The organism is Pseudomonas koreensis, assembly GCF_025447595.1.
GTDB lineage: Bacteria > Pseudomonadota > Gammaproteobacteria > Pseudomonadales > Pseudomonadaceae > Aquipseudomonas > Aquipseudomonas koreensis_H.
Genome location: NZ_JAOEJU010000001.1, coordinates 78,836 through 98,120 on the forward strand (window position 1 = coordinate 78,836; position 19,285 = coordinate 98,120).

A 19,285-nucleotide genomic window follows, 5' to 3' on the forward strand; every position below is an offset into this window, starting at 1 on the left:
TATGGTTTTTATTGGCGTCAGAGGGTATGCCGCGATGCAAGACGCGACAAACGAGTCTGGCCGGTAATCGCACGGCTTTTGGTTTTTCGCGTTTTTGCCTGAGCGCGGCTTTCAGCGGATTGTTTTCCATCGCCTGATCCGCTTCACTGTGGCTCTTTTGCCTGAGCGGAAATCAATCATGGAACGATGCGAAGCACTGGTCATCGGCCTCGGCGCCATGGGCGCGGCCACGGTGTATCAACTGGCGAAGGCCGGGGTCAACGTGGTCGGCATCGACCGCCACCATCCGCCGCACACATTCGGCTCCAGCCATTGCGACACCCGCATCACCCGGCTGTCCGTGGGCGAGGGCGCGCAATATGTGCCCATCGTGCGCAACTCCCACCGCATCTGGCGCGAACTGGAAGCGCTGTCAGGCGAGGTCCTGTTCGAACAGACCGGCCTGCTGGTGCTGACCTCCAACCCCGACTTCGATCCCACCGACGAAACCGACTTCACCCTGCGCACCATCGCCCTGGCGCAGACCTACGGCATCGAACACGAAGTCCTCGACGCTGCCCAGATCCGCCAGCGCTTTCCGCAGTTTGCCCAAGTGCGTGACGACGCCATTGGCTACTTCGAACCCGAAGGCGGTTTCGTAAGGCCCGAACGCTGCATCGACGTGCAACTCAGACTGGCGGAACAACACGGCGCCACGCTGTACACGGGCGAGACCGTGACCCACATCAGCTCAGACGAACAGGGCGTCACCGTCACCACCGACCAGCGCACCGTGCGGGCGGACAAACTGGTGGTCACCGCTGGCAACTGGGCGGGCGGCTTGCTCGGCGCGCCGTTCGACAGGCTGCTCAGCGTCTATCGGCAAAAACTGTTCTGGTTCGAAACCGAGCCTGACGCGGAACTGGTCGGCCACTCACCCACGTTCATCTTCACTCACGGCCAGGACGACGATTTCTACGGCTTTCCCGCGTTGCCGGGGGAGGGCAGTTTGAAGGTCGCTACGGCGCAGTATCACACCACATCCACGCCCGAGACTCTGGATCGCACAGTCTCGGCCGAGGAAGAACGCGAGATGTACGAGCAGCAGGTGCGTGGGCGGATTGCCGGGCTGACGGATCGCGTGGTGAAGTCAGCGGTGTGCGCCTACACCGTTACGCCGGATCGGCACTTCATCATTGATGAGCATCCACGGTTGCAGCACACGTTGGTGGTGTCGGCGTGCTCCGGGCGTGGGTTCAAACACTCGGCGGCGCTGGGGGAGGCGTTTGCGCAGTGGTGTTTGCGGGGGGAGAGTGAGCTGGATCTTTCTTTGTTTTCGGTGGGGCGGTTTGAGCGGGAGTGCCAATCTCAATGAATCATGAACTTTGGCTGGAATCCGATGGCTGTCAGTCTTTTTGTCCGGCCGGTCCTCGTGGAGACGGTGCACGTGCACTAATGGATCCGGGAGCGACACTGGTGTGGGAGGTCGAGGCAGAAAGTTATTTTGAAGCGATGACAAAATACTATGCGCACATGCAATGGGGTGAGTATGTGACGGACTTTCCCGAACAGGACAAGATGTCCTACAGAGAATTGGGGTGGGAATGATCCGCCAATCAAAGGTATCGAACACGCCCTCCGGACGTCATGAAGAGGGCGGATATCAGGCTATTCCGGGAGCCTGGATTGCGAATAAACAGGGAACTGCCCAGTGCTTAACCGCTATACCGCCTCCCGAGAGAGGATGGCGAATGACTTGAGAAATGCGCAGCTGCTGCAGGGGCAGCGACTTGCTGAGTTATTGCATGACCAATATTACTTCAACGAGGAAAAATGCCTGTCTGACGTAGGGTCGTTGCTCTGGCGGTGTGGCGAACATCAGAAAGTTGCGATGTACCTGCTGAGCGATGGGGAAAGTGTGGGAGCTGATGAGTCCGATCTGGAACCACTCACATCCTTCGCACTTGATGCCGCGAGTTTCTGCTCATGGCGTAGGGAAAATCTGCTTCGCAACAGGTCAGCGCTCTTCCTCGAAGGCAAAATCATTACAGCGGTTCAAGGTGTTGTCGATAAAGTGCCGGGAGGAGAGGTTTGGCTTGTCGGCTTTCAAGCTGCCTTCGAGACAGGTGACTACCTGATCTACCTGAATCAAGGTGACGATGCAGTCGTTCTGATTAACGAATGGCCCAAGAGTCTGGAGGGCATCGAAACCTGTTTGGTGACCTCGCTGGAATGAGCATTTTGTTCAATAACAGATCCATTTAATGAAAACAGATTCGCGCCCTTCATGGAGAGCGACCCGAAACCCCGCAAGGAAAGCACATGAATTTCTTCAAGAAGCTTCTCGTTTCATTGAAACGTCCTAAAACCGAAGACGCCCAGCCCACACCGCAACCCATTGAAGTCCAGGAACCGGATATCTACGACAGCATGACCGAGGCTGAAGCGGCAAATATGGCTGCCCGAGAGGCCAGCGCAGCGTGTCTGGATCGTCATTGGGCATCTGTCGGCACAGTCGAGCGCGATGTCCTTGCCTACATGATCAGTCCGAGTTTTTCCGGCGGCCCTTACTGGCCATCGACCCGTCAGGCCTACCGGGTAGTTCGCCGTAACGACACAATCATCATCGCCACGGAAGGTATGTCAGATCCGTTCGATGACGCGGAAGAGACGGGCAATGGTTTCGAGATGGAGTTGTTCTTAGAAACCGCCGATATACCCGAACACGCCCGTGGCTCGGTGGGTGACGTCGATCCTTTCCAGCGCAGCTGGGCATTCGAGCTGGTGGAACACGTTGCCAAAACGGTTGCGGACGCTGGAGGCTGCACTCGCGGACTCGACAAGTACGGTGCGATGTCCATTGAAATTCCCGGGTTCAGCCTCTCGAATCACATGTGCGATCAATTCCCTAAACGCTTCGTGACCGAAGACGACTCGACCGGCGTCCTGCTGGGCGCCCCGGAACCGGACTTCCCGACCCGACTGGATGACATGCCGTTATCCCCGGTGAGATTGGTCCCGGTGGTACTGATCACCGCGGCGGAGCTTGAGTACATTCGTGCTGGCGGGCGGGCAGCACGCGATGACCTGGTGAGCCGATTGAAGGCTGCGGGTGTCGGGCATGTGAGCAGTTTGCAACGTGAAAGCGTTGTTTGACGCCGCAGGGTTCTCAGTCAATTTCATTCATGATGACGGTGCAGCAATGCAAGCAGAATTAAGGCAACAAGATGGGCTGACCCTGACCATCATGCCGTGCCCAAGTGGCCGGGCTGACTGTATCCGGGTTCGACTCACGGGTACTGACCTGCATGCAGAAATCACGTCGGAAAGTATCTCTGCTTCGGATGACCGGCATCGATTGGGCGCGTTCTTCGCCTCGATAGCGCCAATTGAAGACGTTTCGCAAGACTGGCGTGCCGAAACCGAAGATCTGGCTTTCTCTGCCTGCCTGTATCCGTCCTTTCCGGGTTTCGTTTTTCTGCGTGTCTACTTGGGCTCTACTTCAGATGACGACTGCGATTGGCAGATAAATGGTTCCTTGCTGGTCACGCCTGCCCAAATCGAGATTTTCGCCAAAGACTTGTCCGCCTTTTAAAGACGAGGGCGACCTCAAAGGTTTGAACCGCAAATGAGCAAATTGGGTTGCAGATGTGGACATGTGATCGTCGATCAGACTGACAGCCTGCCCTATAAAGCGAGCCTGCTTCGCAACGAAGTGGAGAATGCATTCTGGGAAGAGGTAAATCACGAACTCAAGCCTCTGATGACTGCTGCCGAATCGGGAGACAAGGCTGTGATCGCCGAGGCGTTTGGTGAGTTTGCGCCTTGGGTCAACGCGACCGACGAATTGGAAAGTCGTATATCAAGCCTCTACACCCACCAGACATTAGATGTATATGAATGCACGAACTGTGGGCGCCTTTGGGTGCAAAACGGCGCGGATAACCAGTTCGTTTCATATGTTCCGGAAGAGGATGGATATCAGGCGATTTTGTCGGCGACGTCAGGCGATTCCGGGAGCGTTGATTGAGCGGAGCGGCGCAGAACATTTCGTCTTTACCCAACAGGTCTCCAAGGTTACGTGATGAAAAGAAAACAATTGAGGAGAAAAGAATTAATGGCCGCACTTCTGGCCAGCGCCGCCGCCGAACCCCCTCGCGTGTTTGACCCTGATTGCATGACCCGGATACCCGGTTGTCATTCGATCATCGAGGTACTTCGCCTTATCAAACATGGCGGACCGGAGTGGGCGAGTCGTTATGTTTCGATGTGGTTCGACGGTGCATCGAACGGCTGGGTTCTGGTGTATCCGCTGCAGGAGACGAGTGAGCCGTACTTCGACTTCATGTACACGGGCGATTTGACGCCTCAGAAGGTTTTTGCGGAGGTGCTTGCGAAGTATCCGCAATGCAGGGTCATGGATTGGTCTGTCGGGCGTATTGCTTGTGTCATTGTCGAGGGTGGGGATGTTGAGAGGCTGGCGGAGATTATTCAGGCGTTTACTGAAGCTGCCTGGGGGGAGGGCGTGGCGGTTGTTGATGTTTCGTATGAGGAGATGGGGAGGGCGTGATCAGGCTTCATGAGGGCGGGTGTATTTTCTGGTTTAGATTCGTCCTCATTTCTCTTGGAAGGCTCGATTCCTGAAGCCGGCTTCATGGTGGTCTGTTCATGGACTGACCGATTCAACACCGTTCGTCAGCTGGATCCAAATCTGACGGAGAGATGGTTGATTGTCCTACATGTTGTGGTTATTTTTGCTCAAGGCACAACATGTGGTGGTGGCGAAATGGATCGAGAATACATCCAAGAAGCAGCGCATTGGGTTCACGAGGGGCTTTGGTCGAACAAAGAAACTCTATGGCCTGGCGGACAGCCTCCACTATTAGGCATGCTCGATCCCGCAGTTGCGGCTTCACTGTTGGAGCTGACGTACTTGGAGCTCCCGACCCTTGGTTCCACAAGATTTGCTCCACAAGGTCAGAAATTCCAAGCAGCAGGGATATTTGATCGACGCTCCGGAAAAATCGCAGTTTCTACCGAATTCCCATTACATGAACGCCGTTTCACAGCTGCTCATGAGATAGGTCATTTCCTGCTTCATGAGCAAGAAATTATGCATAGGGATCGGCCGATAGGTGGTTATCACTCACTATCGGACAAACCTCTGATTGAGCGCGAAGCGGATTATTTCGCAGCGTGTTTCCTTATGCCCCCTAAGCTTGTGATTGCTCGGTTTGAAAGCCAGTTTGGATGCAAGGGGCAGTTTCATTTTAACGACGTCAGTTGTTATCACCTGAACGCTAACGATCCAAATTCCCTTCTTTATGCCTCGCAAAACTCACTCGACCGAGAAATAGCTTTGGCTCGCTGTACCAGATTCAACGGCAAGGCAATCAATTCTTTGGCTCAGCAATTCAGAGTATCTGACAGTGCCATGGCGGTTCGAATCAAGGAATTGAATTTGGTGCGCTGGCCATAGATGTAAAAATCCAACCTTGGCAGGAGGATAAAGGGGGAAGTCTACTTTGTGGAAGTTGGTAAGTGCAAAAAAAACCATAATCAGTATCAACGTTAAGGAGAAAGCTTATGGCGCTTAAACCAGGCCCAAAACCAATTGCTAAATCAACCGGTGAAGTTGACAAGCGTCGTCGTGATAATAAAGACACGCAAGGAAATAATCCCGACTTGAAACCTAGCAAGCCTTCAAAAAAATAAGTTGTCGCTGGCAGAAGCTACTGTAATGGTAGCTTTTGTCATTGTGGCTTTTATAGTGATAATTAAGAAGTGGGGTCTGGCGAATGGCCTCGATGAGTCGCGAAGTAAATCTGTCCATTTCTTTAAGTGGACGCCAAGAAGCTATGCTTATAGATATTCGCGCTTATGCGCTGTTTTTATCAACTTTAGTGCATCAGGTAAGTTTATGGATATCATTGCGACGATAAGCACATCGATAACGTTAGCCAAACGGCTACGGGAGGTTTCCAAGAATATCGAAGACGCCGAGTTCAAAAACTTGCTTGCAGACCTATCAAGTGAACTCGCCGATCTCAAACTCGCGGCCGCTGCTCTTAAAGAACGTATTGCAGCGCTACAGGAGGAGAACGCACTGTTAAAGCAGACGTCTCCTCCTTCTGATGAAAAGCCTGTAGGAAGAAAATGGGGATGCTATCAATTCGAGGGGGATAGCATACTTTACTGTCCTGCATGTTGGGACTCCAAGCGTAATAAGTCGTCAACCACTCGAGTAAACACTCGGTTTCGCCACTGCCCTGTTTGCAACTCGCCTATCGGTGCAGGCTAAATACTCATCCACGGGTTAGGCACTATGCAAGTCACCTGCACTAAATTCGAAGCAGCTTGTCGGCAATTAAATGAAGCAATAAGCTTATTTTTTGCCGACCATGATCCATTAGCAGTGCGAACATTGGCCGCCGCCGCTCATGGCTTGCTCGCAGACCTTGTTGAACATGATCAGCCGGATGGGTCCTGGCGATCACACTTAGTTGAGAGTTCAGGTCTGTCAAAGAAAGAAGCTTTGGCGGCAATAAACAGTGTTCAGAACTTTTTGAAACACGCCGACCGTGATCCTAATGCGCATCTAAACTTTGACGAGGAAGAGAATGACCACATAATTTTCATTGCCACGCTGGAATGTGGCGAACTGGGAGGGCCGCTGACCACGGCTATGCAAGCTTTCCAGATATGGTATTTGGCAAGCTACCCAGACAGGATCGGCGTCGAAACTGAACTGGTCGTAAAGTCGAGGTCAGCATTTACCGGCATAGATAAGCTCACACGAGAGAAACGACTCGCTTCTGGCCTGAACTTCCTGACGTCAGCCATCGTTAAATACGGCGACGGTTTTATCAGAAAGAAAAAGCCTCAAAAAAAAGGGGACTGATTTATTTTTCTGGAACAAAGCAGTCTCCTTTGTTGGATCAAACCATTGATCACGCATGCTCCCCGATACACCACCACTGAACTTCGACTTCATCATCGTCCTGGGTTACATCGTGCCCATGCTCAATGAATTGTTCCGGCACATCCAAGGCGAGCCTGTCACTCAAGTGTATGGGGGCAAGCGAATTGTGCTGCCCCAGAAAACTCAAGTAGTACTCACGGTCATAGAACACAGTCACTTCACTCTGGTGTAACCAGGGCCAGGTCAATAAACAGGCGACGCGGTAGTAGCCTTGGCTGCGATCTGCTGCGCGGGAAAGGTGGGCCGCTGCTTCGAGCAATTGTTGAACGCAGAAAGCCTGCACTTCGATACGTGCCTGCGGACCTTCAACGAGGGTATTGATTACCGGGATTTTCCAGTTTGAGTAGCGCTCGTGCTCATCGAAGCGAGGATGGAACTCGCCTCTGAAAGTCGAGGCCCAGTATTCCAGTGCACGGAGATGGCGGGGGATGTTTCGGAGTTTTTTGTTACTGAGGCGCAATCTTCGCAAGGGCATGTCCTTATGGGGTGTGGTGACACGATCAATCTATTTTTTCCTCACTTCCAGCAACCGCGCAATCCTGAGGCGCAATTCGCCATGCTCTTGTTCGGTATAAGGAGGAGCTGTTTTCCAGTCGTAGAACCAGACCGGCATCTTGCGTTTTTCTTCCGGCTCTGTGGCGTATCGGGGGAAGAGGTGGCAATGCAGCTCTGGTTCGGAGTTGCCGAGAATTTCGTAATTCATGCGCACTGCGCCGGTCGCTTGCAGCACCGCGTCGCCAATACGGGACATGTCGAGCAGGTAAGTTGCCCTGGCCTCGGCATCGAGATCATTCAGGCTGGGGACAACGGGGTCAGGTAACAGCAGGCAATACCCCGGCAGAAACTGGACATCACCCATGACTACCCAGCCTGAGGCCAGTCGGCAAATCACCTTGTCGTTGGTTCCATTACGGGCCATTTCTACGCGTTGTGAGATCAGCGACATTCATAATCCTTGATGAAGTTTTGAGCAGCGTGCCGTGATACTGATATTCGGGCAGAGTATGCCAGACAGAGATTGGGTTTCAGTCCGACCGATTTTGTAGCAAATGTTGTATTCGCTAGGCAGGTCTTCAAAGAACCACCGTTCGTAAGCCGCCGCTCTCGGCCAGACGCGAACCTTGGCAAGCGACGGCTATCGGCCAGAAGCGGCCCGTCGGGGAGACTGTCTAGTGTTTTGTTACGAGCAGCAACAACCGGCTCAAAAGGCCATAGACACGCTGCTGGTGACTTCGTACCCTTCGTACAGGCCCATGTGGCGTTTCACCGCGCCTTACAATCTGCTTAAAGTGAACGGAGCTACCGTGCGGGGCAAAATTTTAATTAATACATGCGTAATTAATTTAGTAGGATAGTTTTATGCCAACTTTAATTGAAGGGCTTGGTGATTGTGATATTTTTCAGTTGCAGCCTTTAGAAGAAGAAATAAAAGAACGTTACGGCATTAGTTTTGAAACAAAAAAACCTCTTGATGTTGAAGAGTTATCTAAGCGTATCGGGAGAACACCAAGCCTCCTGCTCTGTGCAATGTTGAGTAGCCAGCCTAAGTGCAGCTTATTTGGTGTTAATTGCCTTATTGAAGTGATTGCAGGTATTGCCGAAAACCATCCTGTATATGTAGGTCGCTTAGATTATGGGTCAAGACAATTTAGACCATTTAATTTTATACTGGCCACCGATGGCTTCCTTAAGGAAGTATTTGAGCCTGTAAAACTAGCGCTTGGGGAAAAATGTCATGCGTTTGTGGGATTTAGTTTCACGCCAGAGCATAGAATTTCAAAGCTGGCGCTGAGAGAGTCTTTAGAATCCAGTGGCTCGTTCGACCTTGACTTGAAAATAGACTTGGGGGTATCAGTCTTCTATGACCTGTCAAATAATAAAACAGTGCCAAAAAAGAGAAAGTCTGAATTTATACCAATAGCAAGTATTGTGGTTGAATTTGATGGCCCCGCACACCTTAGCGATGAGCAAGTTAGAAAAGATAAGCTTCGCGACTCTATGGTACAAAGTAGTGGCTGCACTGTATTTTGAATTCAAATGCCGTATAATCACCAAGGCAAAGGTGCTGCACAGATTAATCGCGAAAGAATGTCCAGCCTGCTTGAAGACCAAATAGAGGATATCAAGAATCATTTCCAGAACAGACTTTTCGCCACGGTTAATGCGAGCTATTTGTTAAAGCAATTACTTTTAAAACAACCTGAGAATGCAACTTGGTTTAACGCCACATAATAAGGTGATCAAGCACGCTCATTTCACCCGCTGGCCCGGGCTAAAGCAAGCCATTTTATAGTAATGGGTAGTAAGCTATCTACTCGTGGGGGTCCAGAAAATCACGAGCCACAATCACTCAAGAATAAATAGATTACGAGCATGCGATATAAAGTAATAGCATTACTATGCGCTTTATCAATCATCGGCTTTATTGTCACTCTTCTAGCGTTCTCAGCAAGAGGGGATAGCCTTATAATTAAGACGCTACTTAGCGCAGTATGTGTTTTTATAACGATCTACGCAATAAACAAAGGCGCAAACCTGGACAACTCTGTTTTGCTAAAGAGTCTGAACACAAACAAATTCGTTTGGGTAACCCATAGGGGGGCGTCAGCAGTAATTGACTTTAAGATCAATAACAAAAAAACTTCAGCCGTACGGCGTATTTGCCCGTGGTAAATTTCAAAAGTTTTTAGGTAAGAGTTGTTTGGAGTTCATTGATGGAATGGCTCCAGTGGTCTGGGTAAGTTTGGGGAGGCCTTCGGACAGCCCCAGCATATTTTTGGGTAAGGTCATTTTTTGGGAGTGGGACAAAGCAGTTACATTTCAAGTGGCGCCAAGCAAAATAAGTGCGCCCGATAGTTTGTTTAAGAAGGTATTCGGCAAGCACCAGCTTGTCATAAGAGAGGATATACCTTTGACCGGAAAAGAAGAAGTTTACATCAGGAAAAAACTCACTTGGCATAAGATTCCTTAAAAATAATGTTTGGAGATTGTTTTAGCTAAAGCGTGCGTGACGACATCGCTTTAAGATTTACCGTTCCCTGCGATTCCGCTCGACGAGAATATTCCTGCTAGAAATTCCGCTTTTGGCCGTTAGCGGCCACTTGCGAACGTCCGTTTTTGGCCGACTTCTGCCAGTCAGTGACACCTCAACGTGCGCCAGCAAAATACTCGCTTTCCTCAGGGGCATTCTTCCAAGATTCAAGAGCATTGATCACGTCTTGGCTTACAAGGGTGCCATTGTCCGCGAGACACAGCACTTCTGAAGCGACAGACTTGTTTTGAGGGATAGTTCCGAGCTGGTAGCCTGGAAAATAAGACCCTGCGCTTGCAAAGCGAGGATGGATGTTCACTACGATGAGTGGCGCGATCACGACGCTATTGGTCTCGTCGTAGAGAACCTCAAGCTTGATCAAGAAAAGAGACAGCCCATTAGGATCTGAGTCATAGTCAGTCTCCAGGCGGAATGCTACTCGCTCCGTCTCCTGAGGCTTCACTTCGTGGTGCACCTTTATGCGCGAAACTGACCCTTCCTCTTTGTATATCTTCAGGTCGTACGTAGCCGATATAGGTACAAGACTATGGTGGTGATTAGTCAACGTTTCCCAGTGCTTGAGCGTGGTTACCCTAACTTCTTTTATAAAAGTGACTTGGGTGCCGCGATTGACGAGCTTCAGCTCTAAAGAGGTGATGTATTCCTCGTTTTCGCCGCTACAGCTTTCAATTTCATACAAATCAACAATCTTGAGACCCGGAGCATTATCTACCAGATGCTTTGGCACAGGGTTCAAGATTGAAGCTGCACGCAGTTGCTTGTAAAGCCTCAACGCTTTTCGATCAATGATGTCAGCGTGCGCCATTTTATGATGTTTGTCGCAGAGAACGATTAGGTTGCTTGGATCGTTATTCTCACGGTTGTGATCGATATGGTGAATTTCCAGGTAAGTGTGCTCAGTACACTGATTAATTGCGCAGCAATGACCACTCTCAACTTTAATTGCTCTGGCAACCTCTGCCGCAATGGTGGGACGTTTCGTTGTGTAGATGCTATCCATGCTCTTACTCGCAGATATCAGAGCTAATTTTTTATCGAGAAATTATAGCAAATCAGTCAGTTGCTCAAGATTGACTACCGGGTGCGGTGCACCCCAGCCAAGAAAGCTTCCTTGGTCGACCAGCAAGGCCCCTGCCACCTCAGCTCCCATCAAAGCCGGTAGGGGCTATAACGTCTACCACAGATACGAAGCCATGAATTCGGGTCCTGGAAAGGATTTCCAAAGGCCGTAACGGCATTTAGCCAGTTCATGATCACCTGACTATGCCAAAATCTAAGCCCGGCCCCAGCGACCAAGGAAAGGTATGAGTTTTTTCCAACGTTTGTTCGCGTTCCGACAGAACGAATTTCGGACACCCCTTGAGGATTTTCTCACCGAGTTTTTTGCCGAGTGGCTACGTCAAGTGACGCTTGCTGGTCGAATCTCAGAGGTGCTGACTGACCTCTTCAAGCTGGCACCGGCCCAACTTGGAGAATTGAGTAACCTCAATTCAATTATCTGGGAAACTCAACACGTCATTGGTCCAGGCGACCACCGGGCTGAGGGCAAACGCCCAGACTTGATTGGACGATGCTCAAATTTTTTCCTGATCATCGAGAGCAAAATCGCAGCTGGATTTACCCAATACCAGGATGAACTTGGGCGAGTCGATCAACTGTCCATTTACCAGTCATACCGTAGAAGTCGCAAGGAGGTGTGTGGCGGCCTTGTCCTGATTACACATTCCACTTTGCCTCCGTCAGACTGGACACATCAAACGCTGTACTGGCGTGCTGTTGAAAAGTACTTACGAACTTTTACAGACCATAGCTCGTCGACCAGTGCATTGAATTACCTCACTAACCAACTGAAAAAATTCCTTGGAGACAACGATATGAATGGAACACGTATCGATCTAGCGGATATTACTGCCTACCCTGCCTATCAACGACTTACGCGAGGGTTGGCAGGATTGGGTAAAGCTGCGGATAGCTGCCTTAGAACGGAGTTTCAAGGGGTACATCTTGAAAAACTTCGAGTTCCTCGTGGGGGCAGTGGTGGAGACTTTATCTCGCCGACTTTTTGCGGATTGACGCTCACCAATGACGGCTTCAAATGTCATGACGCTCAACTCATTTTGTGGGCCGGCACCCTCACCGGAAAAGTTTACGAGTACATTGGGCCGTTCACTGACGGGATACCAGACCTCTCTGTCGGTATTGGCTTATGGTTCTATGAGGACGTTCGACAAGAGGCCAGTGACTATCTGATAGCGCTTTGTGAGAAGCTCAACAGCCACGAGAAAGAGACGTGGGTACTGGAGACCCACTCTCGCGATGGTAGGGGGCCAATTATCTTGCTGTCGATTCGTCGATCTCTCATCGACTTGCATGTTCAGGCTGCTGGCGGCGACTTGGACGATATCGCCAGTGAGTTCTTTTCAACTCACAGCAAGTCACTTCTAATTGAGCTTTCAGCTCCACACTTGGAAACCGGTAGGAGCGCTGATCAGTTTCTGTTTGAGATGGTTGCTGCAGAACAGATCACCGTTGATTTAATTGACGCTGAGTGACTGCTCCTGGCCGATAGCTGCCATTTACTGTGGCAGCTTCGGCTGGCATCGTTTTCTCAAGCCGTCATGACTGAGGGGTTGGCTTTCAGGTCTTCACTTCAACGTGATCCAACGCCTGATTAACCGCCAACTCACTCAACATCACCAACTGCGCAATCCCGATCGCAGTCTTGCGATGGGCCGGCTCCAGCGTGGCCGCAAAGTTATTGAGCATTTCACTGGCCGATCCCAATGATTCGCTGGCGTTGGCCAGAAGTGATTCGGTGTTGTAGGCAGGGTTGGCCATGTACATCGGGTCGTGTTTGTGATGGCTGCCCATGATCCGTTGCTGTGGTGTGAGGTAATGATCAAGCGCGCGTTCTGCCGCTTCGTTGAGGGTTCTTGAATCGGGAAATTTGTAGGGAGAAACCGGATCGGTTTCCGGTGGGTTCGGTGTTGGCTTGAACATAGATGTAACTCCAGGGTGAGAAAGTGGAGCCATCAGCCTCGCTACCAAACGAGGGTGGTGGCCATACGGAGGTTGGTAGACCGGTCACCTGGATACCCGGCGCGCCCGAAGACGCCCTACGCATGGCCACCATAAAACAGAGGGCGAAAGAGTCCCTGCAATCTGGTGTTGCGATGCGACAGGTAATCCGGGCTACCAAACCCGATCACTGTTTTTCAGTGACCCGGAAACGATAAAACCCGCACCCCAGACGCACAAGCCGGCGGATTCTGGCGTAGTCGTAGGCAATGACGCAAGACGCTGTAGCCGTGGGGAAGTAATGCCGGGCGTTTCTAAACATCATTCAAAAAACGCTTAAACACGCCGCCCTCGCCATGTCGAAATCAGACGCCCATGCCGCTCCTAAATAAAAGCGGAGTCCCATCTGCGGGACAACGCGATCCCATCGATTTCAATTTTCCAGTCCGTCCCCATTTTTCTCGGCACCTACCAGCGCGCGTCGCTTTTTAAGCTTGATGAAACGTTTCAGCAAGTTTATAAAAAGAGCCACAACTCCAAGAAAAGGCTGCTCCCATGACCCCGCTCAAACTCGTTGTTGCCCTCAGCGCACTGTCCGCTGCCTCCCACGCCATGGCCTGGGATTACGTTCTGCTCGACACCGACAAAGCCGCTCAGAACTGGCAGATCACCAGCCAGCAACTCGGCATGAAAACCGACAAACCCTTCAGCGTCAGCCTGCGCACCTTGCATGGTGGTCGGCAGGAGGGCGTCAGCATTGTCGACATCGATAACGGCACGATGAAACTCTCGGTGGTGCCGACGCGGGGAATGAACGTTTTGCAGGCTTCGGTCGGCAATGTGCGTATGGGCTGGGATTCGCCGGTCAAGGAAGTGGTCAATCCGTCCTTCATCGAACTCAATGGCCGCGGTGGTCTGGGCTGGCTGGAGGGTTTCAATGAGCTGGTGACCCGCTGCGGATACGAATGGGTCGGCCACCCTGGCGTCGATAACGGCGAACTGCTGACCCTGCACGGCCGGGCCGCCAACATTCCGGCGAACAAAGTCACCCTGCACATCGATGAAACGCCCCCGTACGCCATCACCCTGCGCGGTGAACTGAAAGAGCAGGCGTTCAAGAAAGTCGATTTCTCCGTCGCCACCGAACTGGTCACCGAACCCGGCAGCGCAGTGTTCGCCCTCAACGACACCCTGACCAACAACGGCGACTATCCGAAGGAATACCAGGCGCTGTACCACAGCAACTTCAGCACCCCGTTCCTGGAGCAGGGCGCGCGTTTCGCCGCGCCGGTGAAACAGGTGTCGCCGTTCAACGACAAGGCCAAGGGCGATTTGCCCGAATGGCAAACCTACCGCGCACCGACCAAGGACTACGACGAAACGGTTTACAACGTCGTGCCGTATGCCGATGCCAAAGGCGATACGTTGACCGTGTTGCATAACAAGGCCGGCAGCCTGGGTGTTTCGGTTGGCTTCAATACGCAGACGTTGCCGGTGTTTTCCCTGTGGAAGAACACCGATACCCAAGGCCAGGGTTATGTCACCGGGCTGGAGCCGGGGACGAGTTTTTCCTACAACCGGCGTTATCAGCGGCCACTGAATCTGGTTCCCACCATCGGGCCGAAGGAACACAAACAGTTCCGCATCAGCTACAGCTTGTTGGCGGATAAGGCGGCAGTGGAGAAGGCCTTGAAGCAGGTGAGCGACATTCAGGGCGGACGGGAGACCGAGGTTCGGCAGACACCGTTGGTTGATCTGACCAAGGGGTGAAACCGGCGGTCGCTCAACTGTTCAGCGACATCGGCTTGTCGCCACCCGGAGGCAAGCCGAACACCTTGCGCACCCCATTAAGAAATGCCCCATAAGGTCGCCCCAGAGCCAGCATCATCAACGCCGCACCGAGCGTGCCGCGCAACAGCTCACCTCCCGACGCGCCGGTGGAGGCAATGATTGCTGCATAGATCGGTACCTGAAAACTGACAAGGGCGAAGCTGTCCCATAGCAATCTCGAAACCCGACGTTGACTGGCGCGCTTCATCACCCAGTCCCGCCACAGGCCGTAAGGCCTCGCGACGGGCACCATCAATAAGGCGCCGAGAAGGCGCGCATGAAGAACCTGATCCCACGTCATGCCGGCAATGAATCGTTCATTGATGATGCCGGTGGTTGTGAAAAACAGGATCAGCGCCGTTGTGTCTGCAAGGAATGCAGTCCGGCGCATTGACTGTTGCGAGTGTTGAAGCAAATCACATCTCCTGTCCTGGTCAGGTAGGTGCCAGCGCATCCTCCTGATGTGACAGCGGCTGCACCGCCAGGTGCGGAGATTCGCCGAAGAACTCGATCAGCAGTTCAGTGAGCACGCGTATTTTCCGGGCGGGATGCGGCCCCGGCGGGCGGAGGAGGTAGGCACCGGCCGGCGGTGGGGGATGATTGGTCATGATTTGCAACAATGCGCCCGATGCCAGGTGTTCATGGGTGAGGCAGTCGGGCAGGTAGGCGACGCCGAGGCCTGCGACGGCAGCGGCGGCGAGAGCGGTGCCGTTGTCGGCCTTGAAGCGTCCTTGCGGACGAACCGTGATGATCTTGTCGCCGTCCATGAATTGCCAGGCTTCGGTGGCCTGCATGAGCGCCTGATGGTTGACCAGGTCGTCCGGTTTCTCAGGGCTGCCGTGCGCCTTTATGTAGTCCGGGCTCGCGACGAGCTTGGTGTAGACCGGGCCGATACGCCTTGCGATCAGATTGGAGTCCTTCAGATAACCCACCCGAATGGCGCAATCGTAGCCCTCGGTGATGAGGTCAACGAAGCGATCGCTATAGCAAGTCTGCATCTGCAACTGAGGGTGACGGCGCGCCATTTCCGCCAGCACCGGTGCGAAGTGAGTCGGGCCGAACGACAGCGGGACGGCCACGCGCAGGCGGCCGCGAAGAGCGCCGGTGGGCAGGATCGTTTCCTTGGCAACGTTGATCTCGGTGCAGACCCGGGCGGCGTAGTCGCGGAATATCGCACCGGCCTCCGTGAGTGCCGATCCGCGCGTCGAGCGTGCCAGCAGTTGCACGCCCAGTTCGGTTTCAAGCCGGGCCAGGCGACGACTGACGATCGACTTCGATACGCCAAGACGCAGTGCCGCCTGCGAAATGCCCTCGGCATCCGCCACTTCCACGAAGGTCTGTAGTTCTTCGATATCCACGCTTGCGTTCCCCTTTGTGCGACACAGCACGTCGCGCAATGCTACTACTGCCTCGAACATGGGAACAGCACAATGGATTTCCGGGCACAACAGGCTTCTTGCGTGTCCTGGAATCGATTGTCCGCACGGGCCTCGGCCCTTTCACAAACGTGCGTCACCCATAAAAAAGGATTTGCCCATGGCAAGCGAAACGCTCCGCAACGCCCATACCGATCAGTTGCTGACCCCGGAAAACTCGGTGTTGATCATCATCGATTATCAGCCTGTTCAGGTTTCCTCGATCCGCTCGATGCCGCGTGACGAACTCGTCTTCAACATCACCAGCGTCGCCAGGGCGGCGCTCAACTACAACCTTCCGATCATCCACTCGACCGTCAATGTCGCGACCGGCCGCAACAAGCCGCCGATTCAGGAGTTGCAACAGGTGCTCGGTCACCTGCCGACCTATGACCGCACCTCGATCAATAGCTGGGAGGACACGGAATTCAAACAGGCGGTCAAGGCGCTTGGACGCAAGAAACTCATTATGACGGCGCTCTGGACCGAAGCCTGTCTGACCTTCCCGGTGCTCGACGCCATCCAGGAAGGCTATGAAGTGTATGTGCCGGTCGATGCGGTGGGCGGCACTTCGCTCGCCGCACACGAAGCGGCGTTGCGCCGAATGGAACAGGCAGGCGCGAAGCTGATCAGCCGCGTGCAGATGTACTGCGAACTGCAGCGCGACTGGGCACGGGAAGTGACCGTGCCGGGCTTTATGGGCGTGTTCGAGAACTTCGACGGGTTCAACGCTGAAAAGGCTCTGGAGGAGGCTGGCAAGAAGGCCTGATGAGCGGCAATTGATAAAGGTGGCACTCGCGAAAGCGGGTGCTGCCTTTGTTTTTTGCGCGAGACAGGCATCTGTCGAACGCTATTCGCCATGTCGAAATCAGACGCCCCCATGCCGCTCCCAGGCTATTTGCGATCGACGCCAGGCACGTAAGGTGACGCATCATTTCATCGCCCTGCGTCGTCGTCCGACCGATTTGTAACGCTGCAGCGCTTGAGGTGCGCCGCTCTGGAGCAGGGCAACAGGAAGAAATGATGATCGCCTGACACGTCGTCAGTACGCCCAAACGTCGATCACCAGAGAACAACAAAAACAATGAATAGCCTGAACTCGAAGGACTCGAACGGTCAGTTGGCGCAGGGCTTCAAGCCGCGTCATGTCACCATGCTTTCCATTGCCGGCATCATCGGTGCGGGGCTGTTTGTCGGCTCCGGCCACGCCATTGCCGCCGCCGGCCCGGCCGTCTTGCTAGCTTATCTCTTCTCCGGTCTGCTGGTTGTGCTGGTCATGCGCATGCTCGGCGAAATGGCCGTGGCCCATCCGGACACGGGGTCGTTTTCCACCTATGCCGATCAGGCCATCGGGCGCTGGGCGGGGTTCACCATTGGTTGGTTGTATTGGTGGTTCTGGGTGCTGGTCATTCCGATTGAAGCGCTCGCCGCCGGGCATGTGTTGAATCAGTGGTTTCCCCAGGTCGATGCGTGGTTGTTCGCGTTGTTGTCGATCATTTTGCTGGTGGTGACCAACCTGTTCAGCGTGTCCAAGTACGGCGAGTTCGAGTTCTGGTTTGCGATGGCCAAAGTGGTGGCGATCATCGGGTTCATCGGGCTGGGTTTTGCGGTGTTGATGGGCTGGATTCCGGAGCGTGAGGCCAGCGGTTTGAGCCGGTTGATGGAAGAGCACGGCGGGTTCGCGCCGAATGGTTTGTCAGCGGTGGTCGGAGCTTTCATCACCATCATGTTCAGCTTCATCGGGACGGAAGCGGTGACCATCGCGGCAGCCGAATCGAGCAATCCGGCGCAGAATATCGCCAAGGCCACGCGTTCGGTGATCTGGCGCATCGGCGTGTTTTATCTGCTGTCGATTTTCGTGGTGATTTCCGTGGTGCCCTGGAACGATCCGTTGCTGGCGTCCGTCGGCTCTTACCAGCGCGCGCTGGAGCTGATGAACGTTCCCAACGCCAAATTTCTGGTCGATGTGGTCGTGTTGATCGCGGTGGCCAGTTGCATGAATTCCTCGATCTACATTTCTTCGCGGATGCTGTTCTCGTTGGGTCGTCGCGGCGATGCTCCGCAGCCGCTGAAGGTGACTTCTTCTGCGGGCGTGCCGAGGGCGGCGGTGATTGCCAGCACCGTGATTGGTGCCGGGGTGACGCTGTTCAGCTATTTCATGCCGGCGGGGCTGTTCCAGTTTCTGCTCGCCAGCTCCGGCGCGATTGCGTTGCTGGTGTATCTGGTGATCGCGGTTTCGCAATTGCGCATGCGCCGGATGTTGCGTCGGCAGAACGTCGAGCTGACGTTTCGCATGTGGCTGTTTCCATGGCTGACGTGGCTGGTGATCGCCTTCATCTGCGCCGCGCTCGCGGTGATGATGGTGACGCCCGAGCATCGTCTGGAAGTGACGTCGACCATCGGCCTGGCGCTGGCGATTTCCTTTATCGGGCTGGTGACCACGCGGCAGCATGGGCAGGCGAGGGCGGCGATTTCGGCGGGCGAGGCCTAGGTGTGTCGCAGGCGTGAACTGTGGGACTATCGCCGGCATGCCTGACATTCATCGGAGCCACATCGTGCAGACCATCCGCCGCGCTCAACCCCAGGATGTCGAGTGCATCACCGCACTCGTCACCGAGGCCTACACCCCGTACATCGCCAGAATCGGCAAAAAACCTGCGCCGATGCTGGAGGATTACCGGCAGGTGTTGCAGGACAACGAGACATTTGTCCTGACCGACAACGACGAGGTTGTCGGCGTGCTGGTGATGAGCCCTGAAGACACCGAGCTGCTTCTGGTCAACGTCGCCGTTTCAGCTCGGCACAAGGGCAAAGGTCTGGGGAAAGTGTTGATGACGTTCTGTGAAGAACACGCACGTGCGAAAGGACTGGCGGCAGTGCGGTTGTACACTCACGAACGGATGACCGAAAACATCGAGATCTACAAGAAGCTCGGCTATCTCGAAACCCATCGCGCCACCGAAGATGGATTTGCCCGGGTGTTCATGCGCAAGTCGCTTTGACCAGAAA

At 53.6% G+C, this 19,285-nt stretch carries 22 protein-coding genes; 16 read left to right on the top strand and 6 right to left on the bottom strand.

All coding sequences use genetic code 11. The features are described from left to right. Positions 1–178 precede the first annotated feature (178 nt). From solA to N8H71_RS00330, 10 genes are all read left to right on the top strand, one after another. Entirely contained in the window at positions 179–1,354 is a 1,176-nt protein-coding gene (solA, locus tag N8H71_RS00285; RefSeq protein ID WP_262192250.1) for an N-methyl-L-tryptophan oxidase, read from the top strand. Further along, positions 1,351–1,587: a hypothetical protein gene (locus N8H71_RS00290; RefSeq protein ID WP_262192251.1), complete on the top strand. Its 237-nt coding sequence runs from the start codon at positions 1,351–1,353 to the stop codon at positions 1,585–1,587. Before solA ends, N8H71_RS00290 begins: the two co-directional genes overlap by 4 nt. A 103-nt stretch (positions 1,588–1,690) precedes the next feature. Then, complete coding sequence (locus tag N8H71_RS00295; RefSeq protein ID WP_262192252.1) at positions 1,691–2,215, top strand: hypothetical protein; 525 nt, start codon at positions 1,691–1,693, stop codon at positions 2,213–2,215. 86 nt (positions 2,216–2,301) lie between these two features. Continuing rightward, the gene (locus tag N8H71_RS00300) at positions 2,302–3,135 is read left to right on the top strand and encodes a suppressor of fused domain protein (protein WP_262192253.1); all 834 of its coding nucleotides are present in this window, start codon (positions 2,302–2,304) and stop codon (positions 3,133–3,135) included. Then, positions 3,119–3,574, top strand: a complete 456-nt coding sequence (locus N8H71_RS00305; RefSeq protein ID WP_262192254.1) for a hypothetical protein — start codon at positions 3,119–3,121, stop codon at positions 3,572–3,574. The genes N8H71_RS00300 and N8H71_RS00305 overlap by 17 nt, the downstream gene beginning before the upstream one ends. Positions 3,575–3,607: 33 nt before the next feature. Next, the gene (locus N8H71_RS00310; protein WP_262192255.1) at positions 3,608–4,009 is read left to right on the top strand and encodes a hypothetical protein; all 402 of its coding nucleotides are present in this window, start codon (positions 3,608–3,610) and stop codon (positions 4,007–4,009) included. 54 nt (positions 4,010–4,063) lie between these two features. After that, entirely contained in the window at positions 4,064–4,549 is a 486-nt protein-coding gene (locus N8H71_RS00315; protein ID WP_262192256.1) for a hypothetical protein, read from the top strand. 9 nt (positions 4,550–4,558) lie between these two features. Beyond that, positions 4,559–5,458 (top strand): ImmA/IrrE family metallo-endopeptidase, encoded by a 900-nt coding sequence (locus N8H71_RS00320; RefSeq protein WP_262192257.1) that lies wholly within the window; start codon positions 4,559–4,561, stop codon positions 5,456–5,458. Between the two features lie 107 nt (positions 5,459–5,565). After that, the gene (locus tag N8H71_RS00325) at positions 5,566–5,694 is read left to right on the top strand and encodes a hypothetical protein (RefSeq protein WP_256575459.1); all 129 of its coding nucleotides are present in this window, start codon (positions 5,566–5,568) and stop codon (positions 5,692–5,694) included. A 610-nt stretch (positions 5,695–6,304) separates the two neighbouring features. Beyond that, positions 6,305–6,880, top strand: a complete 576-nt coding sequence (locus N8H71_RS00330) for a hypothetical protein (RefSeq protein WP_262192258.1) — start codon at positions 6,305–6,307, stop codon at positions 6,878–6,880. 49 nt (positions 6,881–6,929) lie between these two features. On the opposite strand, the gene N8H71_RS00335 is transcribed toward N8H71_RS00330, so the two are convergent. Together N8H71_RS00335 and N8H71_RS00340 are read right to left on the bottom strand one after the other, a co-directional pair. Continuing rightward, positions 6,930–7,430, bottom strand: a complete 501-nt coding sequence (locus N8H71_RS00335; protein WP_262192259.1) for a DUF3916 domain-containing protein — start codon at positions 7,428–7,430, stop codon at positions 6,930–6,932. Between the two features lie 36 nt (positions 7,431–7,466). Further along, on the bottom strand, positions 7,467–7,907 hold the full coding sequence (locus N8H71_RS00340; protein WP_262192260.1) for an HIT family protein: 441 nt from the start codon (positions 7,905–7,907) through the stop codon (positions 7,467–7,469). 413 nt (positions 7,908–8,320) lie between these two features. Between N8H71_RS00340 and N8H71_RS00345 the strand changes: the two genes are divergently transcribed. After that, positions 8,321–8,992, top strand: coding sequence for a hypothetical protein (locus N8H71_RS00345; protein ID WP_262192261.1), 672 nt, complete (start codon positions 8,321–8,323; stop codon positions 8,990–8,992). Between the two features lie 1,115 nt (positions 8,993–10,107). On the opposite strand, the gene N8H71_RS00350 is transcribed toward N8H71_RS00345, so the two are convergent. Then, on the bottom strand, positions 10,108–11,013 hold the full coding sequence (locus tag N8H71_RS00350) for an HNH endonuclease (protein WP_262192262.1): 906 nt from the start codon (positions 11,011–11,013) through the stop codon (positions 10,108–10,110). A 304-nt stretch (positions 11,014–11,317) separates the two neighbouring features. Here N8H71_RS00350 and N8H71_RS00355 point away from each other — a divergent pair, with 304 nt between their 5' ends. After that, positions 11,318–12,565, top strand: coding sequence for a hypothetical protein (locus N8H71_RS00355; protein ID WP_262192263.1), 1,248 nt, complete (start codon positions 11,318–11,320; stop codon positions 12,563–12,565). An 85-nt stretch (positions 12,566–12,650) separates the two neighbouring features. Here N8H71_RS00355 and N8H71_RS00360 read toward each other — a convergent pair whose 3' ends face one another. Next, a complete protein-coding gene (locus N8H71_RS00360; protein WP_007958158.1) occupies positions 12,651–13,013 on the bottom strand; it encodes a DUF6124 family protein in 363 nt (120 codons plus the stop codon). Between the two features lie 573 nt (positions 13,014–13,586). Between N8H71_RS00360 and N8H71_RS00365 the strand changes: the two genes are divergently transcribed. Further along, positions 13,587–14,801: an aldose 1-epimerase family protein gene (locus tag N8H71_RS00365; RefSeq protein ID WP_262192264.1), complete on the top strand. Its 1,215-nt coding sequence runs from the start codon at positions 13,587–13,589 to the stop codon at positions 14,799–14,801. A 13-nt stretch (positions 14,802–14,814) separates the two neighbouring features. Here the strand turns inward: N8H71_RS00365 and alaE are convergent, their stop codons facing one another. After that, the gene (alaE, locus tag N8H71_RS00370) at positions 14,815–15,276 is read right to left on the bottom strand and encodes an L-alanine exporter AlaE (protein WP_262192265.1); all 462 of its coding nucleotides are present in this window, start codon (positions 15,274–15,276) and stop codon (positions 14,815–14,817) included. A 19-nt stretch (positions 15,277–15,295) separates the two neighbouring features. Beyond that, a complete protein-coding gene (locus tag N8H71_RS00375) occupies positions 15,296–16,219 on the bottom strand; it encodes a LysR family transcriptional regulator (RefSeq protein WP_262192266.1) in 924 nt (307 codons plus the stop codon). Between the two features lie 178 nt (positions 16,220–16,397). Between N8H71_RS00375 and N8H71_RS00380 the strand changes: the two genes are divergently transcribed. The 3 genes from N8H71_RS00380 to N8H71_RS00390 all read left to right on the top strand — a co-directional run bounded on the left by N8H71_RS00380 (position 16,398) and on the right by N8H71_RS00390 (position 19,278). After that, on the top strand, positions 16,398–17,045 hold the full coding sequence (locus tag N8H71_RS00380; protein WP_262192267.1) for a hydrolase: 648 nt from the start codon (positions 16,398–16,400) through the stop codon (positions 17,043–17,045). A gap of 315 nt (positions 17,046–17,360) precedes the next feature. Then, a complete protein-coding gene (gene gabP, locus N8H71_RS00385) occupies positions 17,361–18,767 on the top strand; it encodes a GABA permease (RefSeq protein ID WP_262192268.1) in 1,407 nt (468 codons plus the stop codon). Positions 18,768–18,804: 37 nt separating this feature from the next. Further along, entirely contained in the window at positions 18,805–19,278 is a 474-nt protein-coding gene (locus tag N8H71_RS00390; protein ID WP_262192269.1) for a GNAT family N-acetyltransferase, read from the top strand. Positions 19,279–19,285 lie beyond the last annotated feature (7 nt).

What these genes read in the sequence shown, in the direction of transcription:
- N8H71_RS00310 (WP_262192255.1), top strand. Translation starts at nt 3,608, where the DNA reads ATGAGCAAATTGGGTTGCAGATGTGGACATGTGATCGTCGATCAGACT.
- N8H71_RS00315 (WP_262192256.1), top strand. Translation starts at nt 4,064, where the DNA reads ATGAAAAGAAAACAATTGAGGAGAAAAGAATTAATGGCCGCACTTCTG.
- N8H71_RS00345 (WP_262192261.1), top strand. Translation starts at nt 8,321, where the DNA reads ATGCCAACTTTAATTGAAGGGCTTGGTGATTGTGATATTTTTCAGTTG.
- N8H71_RS00390 (WP_262192269.1), top strand. Translation starts at nt 18,805, where the DNA reads ATGCCTGACATTCATCGGAGCCACATCGTGCAGACCATCCGCCGCGCT.
- gabP (WP_262192268.1), top strand. Translation starts at nt 17,361, where the DNA reads ATGAATAGCCTGAACTCGAAGGACTCGAACGGTCAGTTGGCGCAGGGC.
- N8H71_RS00340 (WP_262192260.1), bottom strand. Translation starts at nt 7,907, where the DNA reads ATGTCGCTGATCTCACAACGCGTAGAAATGGCCCGTAATGGAACCAAC.
- N8H71_RS00290 (WP_262192251.1), top strand. Translation starts at nt 1,351, where the DNA reads ATGAATCATGAACTTTGGCTGGAATCCGATGGCTGTCAGTCTTTTTGT.
- N8H71_RS00360 (WP_007958158.1), bottom strand. Translation starts at nt 13,013, where the DNA reads ATGTTCAAGCCAACACCGAACCCACCGGAAACCGATCCGGTTTCTCCC.
- N8H71_RS00320 (WP_262192257.1), top strand. Translation starts at nt 4,559, where the DNA reads ATGAGGGCGGGTGTATTTTCTGGTTTAGATTCGTCCTCATTTCTCTTG.
- N8H71_RS00350 (WP_262192262.1), bottom strand. Translation starts at nt 11,013, where the DNA reads ATGGATAGCATCTACACAACGAAACGTCCCACCATTGCGGCAGAGGTT.
- N8H71_RS00380 (WP_262192267.1), top strand. Translation starts at nt 16,398, where the DNA reads ATGGCAAGCGAAACGCTCCGCAACGCCCATACCGATCAGTTGCTGACC.
- N8H71_RS00300 (WP_262192253.1), top strand. Translation starts at nt 2,302, where the DNA reads ATGAATTTCTTCAAGAAGCTTCTCGTTTCATTGAAACGTCCTAAAACC.
- N8H71_RS00355 (WP_262192263.1), top strand. Translation starts at nt 11,318, where the DNA reads ATGAGTTTTTTCCAACGTTTGTTCGCGTTCCGACAGAACGAATTTCGG.
- N8H71_RS00365 (WP_262192264.1), top strand. Translation starts at nt 13,587, where the DNA reads ATGACCCCGCTCAAACTCGTTGTTGCCCTCAGCGCACTGTCCGCTGCC.
- N8H71_RS00330 (WP_262192258.1), top strand. Translation starts at nt 6,305, where the DNA reads ATGCAAGTCACCTGCACTAAATTCGAAGCAGCTTGTCGGCAATTAAAT.
- solA (WP_262192250.1), top strand. Translation starts at nt 179, where the DNA reads ATGGAACGATGCGAAGCACTGGTCATCGGCCTCGGCGCCATGGGCGCG.
- N8H71_RS00325 (WP_256575459.1), top strand. Translation starts at nt 5,566, where the DNA reads ATGGCGCTTAAACCAGGCCCAAAACCAATTGCTAAATCAACCGGTGAA.